This window comes from Roseovarius sp. M141, assembly GCF_024355225.1.
GTDB lineage: Bacteria > Pseudomonadota > Alphaproteobacteria > Rhodobacterales > Rhodobacteraceae > Roseovarius.
The window spans coordinates 2,196,151-2,210,487 of sequence record NZ_VCNH01000008.1 but is presented as its reverse complement, the minus strand read 5'-3'; the positions used below and the strand labels follow the sequence as shown (position 1 = coordinate 2,210,487).

At 61.7% G+C, this 14,337-nt stretch carries 13 protein-coding genes; 3 read left to right on the top strand and 10 right to left on the bottom strand.

Going from position 1 to position 14,337, the window contains the following annotated elements:
- Nucleotide 1: 1 nt before the first annotated feature.
- Nucleotides 2-2,044 carry a ComEC/Rec2 family competence protein gene (locus tag FGD77_RS14760; protein WP_255010918.1) on the bottom strand — a complete coding sequence of 681 codons (2,043 nt, stop codon included), beginning with the start codon at nucleotides 2,042-2,044 and terminating at the stop codon, nucleotides 2-4.
- A 76-nt stretch (nucleotides 2,045-2,120) separates the two neighbouring features.
- Between FGD77_RS14760 and gltX the strand changes: the two genes are divergently transcribed.
- Together gltX and gltA are read left to right on the top strand one after the other, a co-directional pair.
- A complete protein-coding gene (gene gltX, locus FGD77_RS14755) occupies nucleotides 2,121-3,530 on the top strand; it encodes a glutamate--tRNA ligase (RefSeq protein WP_255010917.1) in 1,410 nt (469 codons plus the stop codon).
- A gap of 77 nt (nucleotides 3,531-3,607) precedes the next feature.
- Nucleotides 3,608-4,903, top strand: a complete 1,296-nt coding sequence (gene gltA, locus FGD77_RS14750) for a citrate synthase (RefSeq protein WP_255010916.1) — start codon at nucleotides 3,608-3,610, stop codon at nucleotides 4,901-4,903.
- 179 nt (nucleotides 4,904-5,082) lie between these two features.
- Here the strand turns inward: gltA and FGD77_RS14745 are convergent, their stop codons facing one another.
- From FGD77_RS14745 to FGD77_RS14710, 8 genes are all read right to left on the bottom strand, one after another.
- Nucleotides 5,083-5,862: an enoyl-CoA hydratase-related protein gene (locus FGD77_RS14745; RefSeq protein ID WP_255010915.1), complete on the bottom strand. Its 780-nt coding sequence runs from the start codon at nucleotides 5,860-5,862 to the stop codon at nucleotides 5,083-5,085.
- A 7-nt stretch (nucleotides 5,863-5,869) separates the two neighbouring features.
- Nucleotides 5,870-6,319 (bottom strand): cytochrome c-type biogenesis protein, encoded by a 450-nt coding sequence (locus FGD77_RS14740; RefSeq protein WP_255010914.1) that lies wholly within the window; start codon nucleotides 6,317-6,319, stop codon nucleotides 5,870-5,872.
- Nucleotides 6,316-8,292, bottom strand: a complete 1,977-nt coding sequence (locus FGD77_RS14735; RefSeq protein WP_255010913.1) for a heme lyase CcmF/NrfE family subunit — start codon at nucleotides 8,290-8,292, stop codon at nucleotides 6,316-6,318. Before FGD77_RS14735 ends, FGD77_RS14740 begins: the two co-directional genes overlap by 4 nt.
- Before the next feature lie 79 nt (nucleotides 8,293-8,371).
- On the bottom strand, nucleotides 8,372-8,947 hold the full coding sequence (locus FGD77_RS14730) for a holin family protein (protein WP_255010912.1): 576 nt from the start codon (nucleotides 8,945-8,947) through the stop codon (nucleotides 8,372-8,374).
- Complete coding sequence (locus tag FGD77_RS14725) at nucleotides 8,938-9,549, bottom strand: holin-associated N-acetylmuramidase (protein WP_255010911.1); 612 nt, start codon at nucleotides 9,547-9,549, stop codon at nucleotides 8,938-8,940. The genes FGD77_RS14730 and FGD77_RS14725 overlap by 10 nt, the downstream gene beginning before the upstream one ends.
- Nucleotides 9,550-9,630: 81 nt before the next feature.
- Nucleotides 9,631-10,077, bottom strand: coding sequence for a cytochrome c maturation protein CcmE (gene ccmE, locus FGD77_RS14720; RefSeq protein ID WP_255010910.1), 447 nt, complete (start codon nucleotides 10,075-10,077; stop codon nucleotides 9,631-9,633).
- Nucleotides 10,078-10,107: 30 nt separating this feature from the next.
- A complete protein-coding gene (argC, locus tag FGD77_RS14715; RefSeq protein WP_255010909.1) occupies nucleotides 10,108-11,136 on the bottom strand; it encodes an N-acetyl-gamma-glutamyl-phosphate reductase in 1,029 nt (342 codons plus the stop codon).
- 71 nt (nucleotides 11,137-11,207) lie between these two features.
- The gene (locus tag FGD77_RS14710) at nucleotides 11,208-12,020 is read right to left on the bottom strand and encodes a glutamate racemase (RefSeq protein ID WP_255010908.1); all 813 of its coding nucleotides are present in this window, start codon (nucleotides 12,018-12,020) and stop codon (nucleotides 11,208-11,210) included.
- A gap of 183 nt (nucleotides 12,021-12,203) precedes the next feature.
- Between FGD77_RS14710 and FGD77_RS14705 the strand changes: the two genes are divergently transcribed.
- Entirely contained in the window at nucleotides 12,204-13,109 is a 906-nt protein-coding gene (locus FGD77_RS14705; RefSeq protein WP_255010907.1) for a LysR family transcriptional regulator, read from the top strand.
- Between the two features lie 331 nt (nucleotides 13,110-13,440).
- Here FGD77_RS14705 and FGD77_RS14700 read toward each other — a convergent pair whose 3' ends face one another.
- Nucleotides 13,441-14,187 (bottom strand): DUF4167 domain-containing protein, encoded by a 747-nt coding sequence (locus FGD77_RS14700; RefSeq protein ID WP_255010906.1) that lies wholly within the window; start codon nucleotides 14,185-14,187, stop codon nucleotides 13,441-13,443.
- Between the last annotated feature and the right edge of the window lie 150 nt (nucleotides 14,188-14,337).

Below are 14,337 nucleotides of genomic sequence, written 5' to 3'. Positions count from 1 at the left end.
TTCAGCGGGTGCTCCACAGCCGCGCGCCGCTGACCTCGCGCGCGGTGACGATGCGAGGACCTAAGGAGTGGCCTTCACCGCGCCGCTCGTAAAGCGCAATGGCACCAGTTTTGCGCAAGGTTGTCGGCGTCAACAGCGTGCAGCCCGAAGCCCTCGCCCATTCTTCGGGCGGCGCAGTATTCAGCACGACCCATTCGCCAGCAGCGCAACCGGTCAAGGCGGCGGCGGCGCGTTTACCGCGCACGGCAGTGATGTTGATGCCACCGGGTCCGGCCAGCTTGGGCACCCAGCGATCCGCGGCTGCCTCCTGTTCGGCAGCGTCCCCGTCGTTTTCCAACCAATTGAGCGCAATGAATCCCGAACCGCGCCGGGCACTCAGGGCGCGCCCCTGCTCTGTCATGACGCCGACAAGGCCGCCCGTATCGGCGATCAGAACAATTGGCCGCTCGGCCTGCATCCAGAGGAAAAGGGCAGCAATCATTGGCACCACTCCCAATAATCGCGCCCGGCCTTGCCACAGGATTACCGTCAACGCGCCGAGGCTGAGCAGCGGCACCACCCAGATACCCGGACTGACAACCGTGCCGCGTGCGCCGTCCAGCGCGGCGGTCCAGCGAGCGACACCAAGAATCCAATCCAAACCCAGCCCCATGATCCAAAGGCCGATCCCCTCCAACCCGAAGGGCAACAGACACACGGCAAAAACGGCGGCAGGCATGACCAACGCCCCCATCAATGGCACGCTGAGCAGGTTGGCGATCAGACCGTAATGGGCGATCTGATTAAAATGCGCCGCCGCGAAAGGCGCCGTTGCCAGCCCCGCCACCAGCGAGGAAATGACCACCGCCGAAACGGGCCGCAGCCACCGGGGACCAAGCGGCAGTCGCACCTTCTGGATCCAGCCAAAGACCGCAATCAGTGCGGTCGTCGCGGCAAAGGACATCTGAAACCCCGGTCCCAGCACCGCCTCGGGGCGCAGGCAGAGCACGACCAATGCCGCCAGCGCCACCGCCCGCAGGCTGAGCGCGCGGCGGCCGAGCATGACCGCCACCAGCATGACCGCCACCATGATAAAAGCCCGCTCGGTTGCGATGCTGCCCCCCGACAGGCCCAGGTAAAAGGCCGCGACGACCAGCGCCAGCGCCGCCGCCAACGGCTTGACCGGGGCGCGCAGTGCCAGCCACGGTACCAGGGCCAGCCCATACCGGAAAGCGGCAAAGACAAACGCTGTCAAAAGGCCCATGTGCAGGCCGGAAATGGCCAGCAGATGCGCCAGATTTGATACGCGCAGCGCCGTCAACGTCTCCTGCCCCATACCAGAGCGGTCGCCGGTCATGATGGCGGCGGCAAATGCCCCGGCCTCGCCCGGCAATACAGCCTGCACATGGGTCGACAGCGCCATGCGGATTGCAAACATCGGCTGGACATTGTCCGGAGGCGCCAGCGCAACCAGCGGAACGCGCGTATATCCGACCGCGCCGAGACCCTGAAACCAGGCGTGACGCTGGAAATCAAATCCGCCCGGTTCGACCGGGCCGGAGGGCGGCGACAAATGGGCGGTCGCCCCCAAGTTGAGTCCAGGAACCGGAACGGCACCAGTGATGCCGGAATGAAGCGACACGCGCACGCGTTTGGGCGTGCGCATCGGTGCGACGTCGCGCAGGCTTACGCGGTCCAGGGTGACGCGCACCGCGTCCGACGCCGACCGATCGATGCCGACCACGCGCCCTTCGACCGGGCCGTAATACCGCCAGCCCAACACCGGCCCGCCAACGACATGCGCCCGCGCGCCCGCCAGAATGACCCCGGTCAAGATCAGCGCCGCGCCGATTGCCAATGGTCCCGCTGCATGGCCAAGCACGCGCGCAAAGCCAAGGCATGCGATGATCAGCGCACCGAGCCCGGCATAGACCCAAAGCGAGGGTTCAATCCGCAAGGCGAAATAGATCGCGATCCCCGTGCCAAGGCACACCGGCGCCCAGCCAAAAAAATGACCCCGTTGCAAAAGCAGCGCGTGCGTAAGATGGCCCCAGACCGCCGCCACTTGTTTCCCCTTCGGTGGGCCGCTAGACAGACGCCATCCTAGCCCCCACATCGTTACCGAAAGGTTAATAGCCCCCATGTCCCAACAGGTCGTGACCCGTTTCGCCCCCTCGCCCACCGGCTATCTGCATATCGGCGGGGCGCGCACGGCGCTGTTCAACTGGCTGTTCGCGCGGGCGCGCGGGGGTAAATTCCTGCTGCGGATCGAGGATACGGACCGCGCCCGTTCGACCCCCGAGGCGACCCAGGCCATTCTGGACGGCATGGCGTGGATGGGTCTGGACCACGACGGCGAGGTTGTCAGCCAGTTCGGTCGCGCCGGGCGCCATGCCGAAGTCGCACAGCAGATGTTAAAGGCGGGCGCCGCCTATAAATGTTTCGCCACGCAGGACGAGATCCAGACCTTCCGCGACGCGGCCAAGGCCGAGGGCCGCTCGACGATTTACCGCAGCCCGTGGCGCGACGCGGCACCTGAAACACATCCCGACCTGCCCCATGTCATCCGCATCAAGGCCCCGCGCGACGGCGCCACGATCATAAACGATGCCGTGCAAGGTGATGTCACCATTCGCAACGAGCAGCTGGACGACATGGTCTTGCTGCGCTCGGACGGTACGCCGGTCTACATGCTGGCGGTTGCGGTCGACGATCATGACATGGGTGTCACTCATGTCATCCGCGGCGACGACCATCTGAACAACGCCGCGCGGCAAATGATGATCTATCACGCGATGGGCTGGCCCCTGCCCGTCTACGCCCATATCCCGCTGATCCACGGCCCTGATGGCAAGAAACTGAGCAAGCGTCACGGCGCGCTGGGAACGCAGGAATATCGCCAGATGGGCTATCCTGCTGCCGGCATGCGCAACTACCTTGCGCGCCTCGGCTGGAGCCATGGGGATGACGAGTTCTTCACCGACGCGCAGGCGCAGGCATGGTTCGATCTGAGCGGTATCGGCAAGGCCGCAGCGCGGTTTGACTTCAAGAAACTTGAAAATATCTGCGGGCAACATATGGCGGCGATGCCGGATGCTGCGCTGCTGCATGAATTGCAGAGCTTCCTCGACATCACCGATCAGCCCCCCCTGACCGCGCCGCAATCAGCGTTGTTTCTGGACGGCATGTACTGCCTGAAGGAACGCGCGCGCACTTTCCCCGAACTAATTGATAAAGCGCAATTTATCCTTGCCTCCCGCCCCATTGAACCCGATGATAAAGCGGCCGCGCAACTCGACTCGGTATCCCGCGGTATGCTCAAAGAATTGACGCCGCACCTGCAAAATGCTACTTGGAATCGTGACAGCCTAGAAGAGTTGACGACCCAATTCGCCGAGGATCGTGGCACCAAGTTCGGCAAGATGGCCGGACCCCTAAGAGCTGCATTGGCAGGACGTAGTGCAACGCCTAGTGTATTTGACATGATGCTGGTGCTTGGACAGGCCGAGACGCTGGGCCGTCTGACTGATGCAGGCCAACAGAGCGGTTAACCACTCTTGAAGGCCATTGGATTTATCCAGCCCGTGCTGCCTCGGTGGCACGCGGGCTGCAACAAGGAGAGCGCTGAATGGCCGATGACCAGAAATCCGCAACGCTAAATCTTAACGGCAAAGAATACGAGCTGCCGGTTCATTCGCCCACATTGGGGCCGGACGTGATCGACATTCGCAAGCTGTACGGTCAGGCAGGCGTCTTTACCTACGATCCGGGTTTCACATCGACCGCCAGCTGCGACAGCACCATCACCTTTATTGACGGCGAAAAGGGCGAATTGCTGCATCGTGGCTATCCGATCGAACAGCTGGCCGGAAATTCCCATTATCTCGAAGTTTGCTACCTGCTGCTTTACGGCGAATTGCCCTCGGCCGCGCAGCTGGAGGATTTCGAGAGCCGCGTGACGAAACACACGATGCTGCACGAGCAGCTGCATTTTCTTTTCCGCGGTTTTCGCCGTGACGCGCCCCCGATGGCCATCATGGTTGGCGTCGTCGGCGCGCTCAGCGCATTCTATCATGACAGCACCGATGTGAACGATCCGTGGCAGCGCGAGGTGGCTTCGGTGCGCATGATCGCCAAGATGCCGACAATCGCGGCGATGGCCTATAAATACACCATCGGTCAGCCATTCATCTACCCACGCAACGAGCTTGACTATGCGTCGAACTTCCTGCGCATGTGCTTTGCCGTTCCGTCCGAGGATTACGAGGTAAACCCGATCCTGAGCCGTGCCATGGACCGTATCTTTACCCTGCACGCGGATCACGAACAAAACGCCTCGACGTCGACAGTGCGTTTGGCGTCGTCCTCGGGCGCGAATCCGTTTGCCTGTATCGCGGCCGGCATCGCCTGCCTTTGGGGTCCGGCCCATGGCGGCGCCAATCAGGCCTGCCTGGAGATGCTGCGCGAAATCGGGACTGTCGACCGCATCCCGGAATTCATCGCACGTGCCAAGGACAAGAACGATCCCTTCCGCCTGATGGGCTTTGGCCACCGCGTCTACAAGAATTTCGATCCCCGCGCGACGGTGATGAAGCAATCAGCCGACGAGGTTCTGGAGCTGATGGGGATTGAGGACAACCCGACGCTCCAAGTGGCCAAAGAGCTGGAAAGACAGGCGCTCGACGATCCATACTTTGCCGAGAAGAAGCTGTTCCCGAACGTCGATTTCTATTCGGGCATCATTCTCGAGGCGATGGGGTTCCCGACCTCGATGTTCACGGCGATCTTTGCCGTGTCGCGCACGGTGGGCTGGATTTCGCAGTGGAAGGAAATGATTGCCGATCCGCAACTGAAAATCGGACGCCCCCGCCAGCTATATGTCGGCGCGACTCTTCGCGACTACGTCGATATTGAAAACCGCTAAAGCGGCCCTTTGAAACGACAAAGGCGCATCCGTATCGGGTGCGCCTTTTGCATATGTATAAGTCAGAACAATTATGCCTCCGGCGGGGATATTTTTAGCAAGAAGAAAGGGCTGATTTCTACATTTTTTGCGATCAGTGTCTCCTCGCCCAGAAGCAAGAGACCCTCGCGGTGTCGGGGTCAGCGTCCCTCGAATTGGGCGGCGCGCTTGTCCAGAAAAGCAACGATCCCCTCTTTGAAGTCGCGCGTTTGACCGCAGGCGCCCTGCAACCGTGCTTCCAGATCGAGCTGTGTGTCATGGCTGTTGTCCCAACTGCCGCGGATCGCGGTCTTCAGGTGGCGGTAGCTTTCGGTCGGGCCGGCTGCCAGATGCGCGGCGCGGGCGCGCCAGTGGGCGTCGAAATCCATATCAGGCACGGCCTCCCAGATCATACCCCACCTGGCAGCATCGACAGCGCTGATCGGCTCGGCAAAGAGGGCTGCGCCCATCGCCTTGGCCGCGCCGATCTGGCGAGGCAGCCAGTAAGTTCCGCCCGCATCCGGCATCAAGCCGATACGCGTGAAGGCCTGCATGAAATACGCACTGTGCGCCGCGATCACCACATCGGCAGACAGGGCAAGGTTGGCGCCGGCCCCGGCTGCGGGGCCATTGACGGCGGCAATAGTGGGGATCGGACAATCCCCGATGGCGCGCAGCATGGGCACATATTCGTCGCGCAGCACGCGCTCCAGATCCAGCGCGGCGGCGGTTCCTGCATCGCTCAGATCCTGACCCGCGCAAAATGCCCTGCCGTTGCCGGTCAGCACCAGAGCACGCGCACTGCGGCTGGCAAAAGCTGTGGCATCAGTGATTTCGGCACGCATGACCGTGTTCAACGCGTTCATCTTGTCCGGGCGGTTCAGCCGCAGCACTGCGATATCATCTGCAATATCCAGCGTTATGGTCGCGTAGTCCTTCATGGGGGCCTCATTCTTTCAGGATATCACGCAGCCGGGCGGTCTCGTCTTCGCTCAAACGGGCATCTTCCGGCGCAGCGCGACCGCGCCTTCGGACATAAGCCAATGCAACGCCCGCGCCCAGCAGCAGCATTGCAGGTCCTGCCAGCCACAATGCCAGCGTGCTACCGGTCGCGCGTGGCTCTAGCAGCACATATTCGCCGTACCGATCCACGATGAAATCGACAGTTTCGGCGTCGCTATCTCCGGCGGTCAGCCGGTCGCGCACCAGAACGCGCAGGTCATGCGCAAGCGAGGCGTTCGAATCATCGATATTCTCGTTCTGGCAGACCAGGCAACGCAGCCCCTTTGAGATATCGCGCGCCCGTGCCTCGAGCGCTGGATCGTCCAGCATTTCGTTGGGCTGCACGGCGGCAAGCGGGCCGGCCAGCAAGCACAGGATCAGCACCAGCCGCCTCATTCCGCTGGCACCTTTGCTGCGGGTGCGGCCTTGCGCGCGCCGGCAGCCACGCGATAGCGCCGGTCGCTGAGCGACAGCCCGCCGCCGAGGGCCATCAGCAATGCACCGCCCCAGATCCAGTTTGCCAGCGGTTTGTAGTAGCTGCGCATCGCCCAGCCGCCCCCGTCCTGCGGATCGCCGATCACGACGTAAACGTCGCGGAAAAACCCGATGTCGATCGCCGCCTCGGTCGTCGGCATGTCCGCGACGGGATAGTATCGCTTTTCAGGATGCAGGGTTGAAATTATCCGGTCACCCCGCACGAGGGTGACGTCGGCGATGGTCGCGCCGTAGTTGGGCCCGTTTTCCTGCCGCACATCCGTCAGCGTCAGCGTATAGCCCGACAGATCGAAGCTGTCGCCGGTTTCGACCACGCGGATATCTTCGGTCTGCCAGGCCAGTACGCCTGCAACGCCCGCCATCGTGACACCCAGGCCTGCATGCGCCACTGCCTTGCCCCAATCGGCGCGCGGCAACCGCCGCAGACGGCCAAATCGCCCTGAAATCCCGCCTGTGCCAGTGCGCGACCATAGATCCGTCGCCGCCCCGGCCACCAGCCAGGTGCCCAGCATCAACCCAAAGGGGCCCAGCAGGCTGCGCCCGCCCTGCATGGTCCATGCAAGGCCCAGCACCGCAATTGCCAGCGTCGCCGCCGGGGCCAGTTGGCGCAAGGCGCGCCGCATCTGGCCGCGCTTCCACGGCATCATCGCGCCAATCGGCAGCGCCAGACCCAAAAGGATCATGAAGGGTGTGAACGCCTTGTCAAAAAACGGCGCGCCAACCGATAGTTTGCGGTCAAAGAACAGCTCTGACACCAGCGGCCAGATCGTTCCGACAAATACGACAAAGGCCGCGACGCCCAGCAGAACGTTGTTCACCAGCAGCATCGATTCGCGACTGCTGAGCGAAAAGACCCCGCGCGCCTGCATCACGTTGGCGCGTGCGGCGAACATCGTCAGTCCGCCCATCATGAAGATCGCGGTAATGCCCAGCAGGAACATCCCCCGCTCCGGGTCGTTCGCAAAGGCATGAACCGAGGTCAGGACGCCCGAGCGCGTAATGAACGCGCCGATCATGGAAAAACCGAAGGCAATGATGGCCAGCAGGATTGTCCAGCTTTTCAGGCTTTCCCGCTTTTCCACAACGATGGCCGAGTGCAACAGGGCCGCAGCGATCAGCCAAGGCATGAAGCTGGCGTTTTCCACCGGATCCCAGAACCAGAAACCGCCCCAGCCCAGCTCGTAATAAGCCCACCAACTACCCAAGGCGATCCCGATGGTTAGAAAAATCCATGCGGCCAGCGTATAGGGCCGCACCCAGCGGCCCCAAGCCGCATCAACGCGCCCCTCGATCAGGGCAGCAATGGCAAAGCTGAACGTCATCGATAGACCGACATAGCCCCCGTACAAAAACGGCGGATGAAACGCGAGGCCGGGATCCTGCAGCAGCGGGTTCAGATCCTGCCCGTCCAGCGGCGGCATTGCCAGGCGCAAAAACGGATTCGAGGTAAAGATGATAAAGGCAAGAAATGCCACGCCTATCATCCCCTGCACCGCCAGAACCCGCGCCCGCAAGCTGGGCGGCAAATTGCCCCCGAACCACGCAGCGCAGGCCCCAAAAAGTGCTACGATCAGCACCCATAGCAGCATGGACCCCTCATGATTGCCCCAAACGCCGGTGATCTTGTACAGCATCGGCTTTGCCGAGTGGCTGTTCAGCGTGACCAACCGCAGCGAGAAATCCGAGGTGACAAAGGCATGCGTCAGCGCCGCAAAGGAGACCGCAATCATCAAAAATTGCAGGCCCGCCGCAGTGTCGCCCACGGCCATCCACCCGCTCCAGCGCTTTTGCGCGCCGATCAGTGGGACTGTGGCCTGAACGCATGCAATGGCGAAGGCTAGAATAAGGGCGAAATGGCCGAGTTCTGTAATCATGCCCGCTGTATAACCCGCGCGCCGCCCCGCGACCAAGGGATTCGCGCGCGCGGGGCGGTTCAGATTGTCGCGGGCACTGTCAGCGCTCGCGCCCGCGCCACGCTTGCAGGGCCGGATTTGCCTCGGGCCGGGTCACGGTCAGGGCGGCATCCGCATCGCTACCGGTATCGGCAACGTGCGGGCGCGTGGGATGCGCGCGCTCCAGCGCCTCTATGCTGGCCGCGATCTGAGGGGCGCGCGCGGCGCTCTGCACGATGGAACGCTGGAAGTTTTGGCCTTTGAACTGATGACGCGCACCGAAATAGAACGATACGATCACCCCCAGCAGCCACCACAGCGGCTCAGGCACCAGCGCGATACCCTGCATGCGCGCCGCAAACCAAACCGGATCGACCATCGCCGCAACAAAAAGGCCCATCGTCCCCAGCGCCATCGCCGGGCGCGGCAGACGGTTGACCCCGTCCATGAACCGGTCAAACCAGCCAGCCCGCGCAGCGGCAAATTCACCCTCGAACTGGGACAGGGCTGCGCCCCTCTCGGCTGTTTGCCGGGCCGCACCGGCCTCGGCGTTTTCGCGAAAGACCTCAGCCGTGCGCGCAACCACGTTGCGATTGTCGCCAAACAGCGTCGTCAGGATCTTGCCGATCAATCCCATAGCTCCACCCGTTCAGCAAATTCCGCGTCCGTCATGCGATAGCGCTGCGACATGAAGTATTCGGCGCGCAGAATCCAGCCACCTTTGCCGCCTGCCCGCGTTCGGGCAAATTTGCGGCTGGCCGGGCGGCGATCAGCAAGTCGCAGATAATAATTGCGCCGTGCGATGGCATAGGCGTCGGCCAGATGTCCCGGCGCCGCACGGGCCGCTGCATCGGCGGCATCTGCCGTCTGTGGGCCAATCACACCGTCGACGACCACGTCCTGCCCCATCTGACGCAAAAGCCGCTGAAGAATTTTCACTGCATTGGCGCCCGCATTCACATACATATCGAACACAACAGCGCGCAGCACGTCCGGCAAACGGTCGATGCCGGGGCGGGCATAGTAATGCTGGACAAATATCCTTTCGGCGTCCGCGCTGGTCAGGCGGCGTACATCCTGCGTATCGATGCGCCCGTCATCGTTGAGGTCCAGCCCCAGACGGCGCATCGTATGCACGGTCACACCATGTTTCGTCGCCCCGCCGGGATCGTCCGGATCGTCTACAAACCCACCCTCCCGGGCGACAATTTCACGAGCGATTTCGTATACTTGATCCATGCCACAGCCTTTGCATCCATGGGCCGGGGACCATCCCCCGCCATGGGCAAAAAAATGGACTGGAATTGGTTAATGCGATGCTTAGTCGGCGTCCGGTGCCTGATAGACGCCCTGTTCCTTCAGCGCATCGACGACCTCTTTGGGCATGTAGGATTCGTCATGCTTGGCCAGAATTTCAGTCGCCCGGAAGGTCGCACCGTCATAACTGCCAAGGCCGACCATGCCCTGATCCTCGCCAAACAAATCCGGCAGGACGCCCACATAACTGACCGGAACGCTGGCACCACCATCCGTCACGGCAAAGCGCACCTCGGCGCCACTCCCTCGCACCAGTGTACCGGCCTCGACCAAGCCGCCGATGCGGAACACCTCGCCCGGACCGGGCGGATCAGCCACGATCTCGCTTGGTGAGCGAAAGAAATTGATGCCATCGCGCATTGCGTACCCAATCAGCGCGGTCGACAAAACCAGCGCAACCGCTGCCACGACAATGACCTGAACCCTGCGCTTTTTCTTGAGCGACTTCATCGCATTGCCTCGCGTTCTTTATAGTTTTCGTTACGGGAAAACAGGGGCCAGCATCAGCCCGGCCGTCTCATCCTCACCTAACATCAGGTTGGCGTTCTGCAAGGCCTGACCGCTGGACCCCTTGGTCAGGTTGTCAAGCGCCGCGATCACGATTGTGCGGCCCGGTATCCGGTCGCCGGACACACCTATGTGGCAAAAGTTGCTACCGCGAATGTGCCGTGTGCTGGGGACCTGCCCAAACGGAAGCACCTGCAAAAACGGCTCAGCTGCGTAGGCATCCGACAGCGCGGCATGAATGGCCTCCGCCTCACCTTTCACATAAACAGTGGCCAGTATCCCCCTGTTTGCAGGCAACAAGTGCGGTGTAAACTGAACTTGAACCCGTCGCCCTGCGATGGCGCTAAACTCCTGATCGAACTCCGCCAAATGGCGGTGGGTCCCACCGACGCCATATGCATGTGCGCCCTCGCTCAGCTCGGCATGGAGCAGGTTTTCCTTGAGACTGCGGCCCGCGCCGCTCACCCCGGTCTTGAGGTCGATGATAATGTCGTCGAGGTCTATCAGGCCGCCCGCGATCAATGGTCGCAGCGCATATTGCCCCGTCGCCGCGTTGCATCCGGTCCCGGCGACCAGCCGAGCGGCGCGGATTTCCTCGCGATAAAATTCGGTTAGGCCATAGACAGCCTCGGCCTGACACTCTAGCGCGGCATGCGCGCTGCCATACCATTTTTTATATACTGCCGGGTCACGCAGGCGAAAATCAGCGCTGAGATCGACGATCTTCAGATCCTTCGGCAGTTTGGCAATCACTTCCTGGCTCGTCGCGTGCGGCAGCGCGCAAAAGCACAGGTCGATGCCAGAAAAATCAATCTGATCGATGGTCACCAGGTCTGGTAAATCCAGATGGCGCAGATGCGGAAACACCTCTGCCATGGGCTGCCCCGCCTTGGAGTTCGCGGCAAGCGCGGCGATCCGCATGCTGGAATGCGTGGCGATCAGGCGGACCAACTCGGCCCCGGTGTAGCCCGAAGCGCCCAGAATGGCGATGTTGTACGTCATGTCATACCTTATGTCTCTGGCCGTTTAGGCCGGTTCGATGGCCCACGCCATGCGGCAAAGGCGCGCAAGCCTCATGCGGCAATAAACTCCACCGGATGGCGCAGAAACTGTGTCGCGCGGTCCGACACGCGGCCCGCATCACCCGTCGTCAGATAGGTGATCCCGCCGCCCGTCCCTGCCATTTCGGGATGGCGAGCCAGATAATACGCCAGACTTTCAGCCACCAGTGCAGGCTGCGAATAGACCGTCACGTCCGGCCCCAATGCCTGCGCAAATACGTCCTGAAGCAGCGGGTAATGCGTGCAGCCCAGCACCGCCGCCTGCGGATTCGGCAGCTTGCGACGCAAGGCATCCACATGACCGCGCACCAGCGCGCCTGCCAAAATCATGTCGCCGTCTTCGATGGCGTCGACGACACCGCCACAGGCCTGCGCTTCGACGTCGACGCCGATGGCGCGAAAGGCCAGCTCGCGCTGGAACGCGCGTGATGCAACGGTCGCAGGTGTTGCGAACAGTGCCACGTGACGCACCGCCACCTCGCGCGGGGGGGAATTATCGCCCCATTCACGTTCGGTCAGCGCCTCGATCAGCGGCACGAAAACGCCCAGCACCCGCTTGCCCTGCGGCACGCCCGCCTCCTGCATGCGGCGCAGCGCGGCAGCCGAGGCGGTGTTGCAGGCCAGCACGACCAGATCGCAGCCGCAATCCCACAGGCGCTGCACGCCCGCGCGGGTCAGGTCGAAAATGTCGTCTTGGGTACGCACACCATAGGGCGCATGCGCGTTGTCGCCCAGATAGACGAGCGGCTGATCCGGCAGCCGCGCCGCGATCGCCTGAAGCACGGTAAGCCCGCCCAGACCGCTGTCGAAAATCCCTACCGCCATCGTGATGCTCTCCTCTGCGCTATGCGCTGCCCGATTTTAAAACGCTGGCGCGCGAAGCGCCAGCCCCAGCGGTGTGGGGTTCGCGCAGCCAGATATTTCCCGCGCCGCACGAACATTCAGTGCACCCAAGCCATTTATTTGATAAGGCTGGTTTTCATTGACAGCAGATGGGCACGTGCACGCATGGACTGGGACAAACTTAGAATTTTCCACGCCGTCGCCGATGCCGGTAGCCTGACGCATGCGGGCGATCAGCTTCACCTGTCGCAATCGGCCGTGTCCCGCCAGGTGCGCTCGCTAGAGGAAACGCTGGACTCCACCCTGTTCCACCGCCATGCGCGCGGCCTTATCCTGACCGAGCAGGGCGAACTGCTGTTCGAAGCCACGCGTTCCATGATGAAACGGCTAGAGACCGCCACCGCCCGCATCCGCGACAGCGAGGATGAGGTTTTCGGTGAATTGCGCGTAACCACTACGATCGGATTCGGCACGCTCTGGCTGGCACCACGTCTGGCCAAGCTCTATGAAAAATACCCCGATCTCAAGATCGACCTGATGCTGGAAGAACGCGTGCTGGACCTGCCCATGCGCGAGGCCGACATCGCAATTCGCATGAAGGAACCCAGCCAGGCCGATCTGATTCGCAAGCGCCTGATGGGTGTACATATAGGCCTTTTCGCCTCACCCGAGTATTTGGAGCAGCGCGGTACCCCCGAGGTGGTCGAGGATCTGTCCGAGCACCGCCTGATCTGCCAAAATACCAATTCCGCGCAGGTCAGCGCCGCCACCTATCTCGTCAAGGAATTGATTACGAACGATATTTCGTCAATGTTGCATGTCAACAACTACTTTGGCGTCCTTCAGGGCGTGATCCACAATCTGGGAATCGGCATTCTGCCGGATTACCTGACTTTCGATTTTCCGAATCTCGTACGCGTGCTACCCGAAGTTGAGTCGGTCGAAGTACCAGTGTATCTGGCCTACCCTGAAGAGTTGCGCCATTCCCAGCGCATTGCCGCATTTAGGGACTTTGTTCAGGAAGAAATCATCGCGTACCGAAAAAATGTTAAAGAACATAAGATTAGATGATTTTTTTGCCTGCTATGCATTCATCGCATAGCCGCCATGTCGCTATTTTTTTGTATTTTTCTTGATTGGCCCGGGAACAGGGTCTATTTGCTGCTTTGACGGGAACGCCGTTACGGCGTTTTCTTCATACCTCCCTGTTGGACTATGGCCGAGCTTAGTGCTCGGCCTTTTTTTTGCCCGCACATGTGGAGTGACCGCACGCCAGAGCGATTGATCTGGCCGTTCCACCCGCCGACCTGTTTGTCCGTCCACCGATCATCGCACGTAAAAAACCGGGCGAGACATGCGTCCGCCCGGGTGATGCTTTAAACTTGGAAAATTGCGCGCGGCGTCACTCAGCCGCTGTATCGGACGGTGTGTCATCCGAAGACTCAGGCTTCGGTGCATCGCCCTTGGGTTTGCGCGGGGTGCGAGGTGCACGCGCCTTGGGGGCTGGCGGCGTCTCAGTTGCTGAATCCTGACCGCTTTCCCGGCCACCCTCCTGAGCCTCTCCCTGCACGTTTCCCGGTGCGTTTTCCTGCGGCGGGGCGCGACGCGGCTTGCGCGGGGCGCGCTTGGGCTTGCTTTCCGGGGTCTCGACCAGAGTACTTTTTTCATTGTCGTCATCGCGGCCGTCGCGGGACACCTCACGACCAGCATCAGCCGCCCGGTCGGGACCGCCATCGCGTCCCTTGTCATTGGACCGCTCACCGCCCTTGTCCCGAACGTTTTCGGTGCCCGGCTGAGGGGCATTGGCGGGATCGCCCTCGCTTTGCGGGCGGTCACGATCGCGCTCGGCCTGCCGGTCGCGGTTCTCGCGCTCCTGCTGCTCTCGCTTGGCGTCCATTTCCTTTTGCGCCTCGCTCAGCAGCCGCAGATAATGCTCGGCGTGTTGCTGGAAATTCTCGGTCGCAACACGGTCATTGGACAGCTGCGCGTCGCGGGCCAGCTGATTGTACTTCTCGATAATCTGCTGCGGCGTTCCGCGCACCTTGCCCTCTGGGCCAGAGCTGTCGAACACGCGATTGACAACATTGCCAACCGAGTTTGGGCGATTTCTGTTCGACTTGTTACGCGAACGTGTCTTCGAAGATCTCATATGTCTGCTGTCCAGCCTTGTTTTGAGAACCGTGGTGAACCCGAGGGGCGCCCGATGCGCCGATAAAATGGAACCGGGTGTCGGTTATGTTGGCTTGGCGTCAAGCGGGACCACCCTCAGGCCGGGTATCCACCGCGTTGACAAAATCCA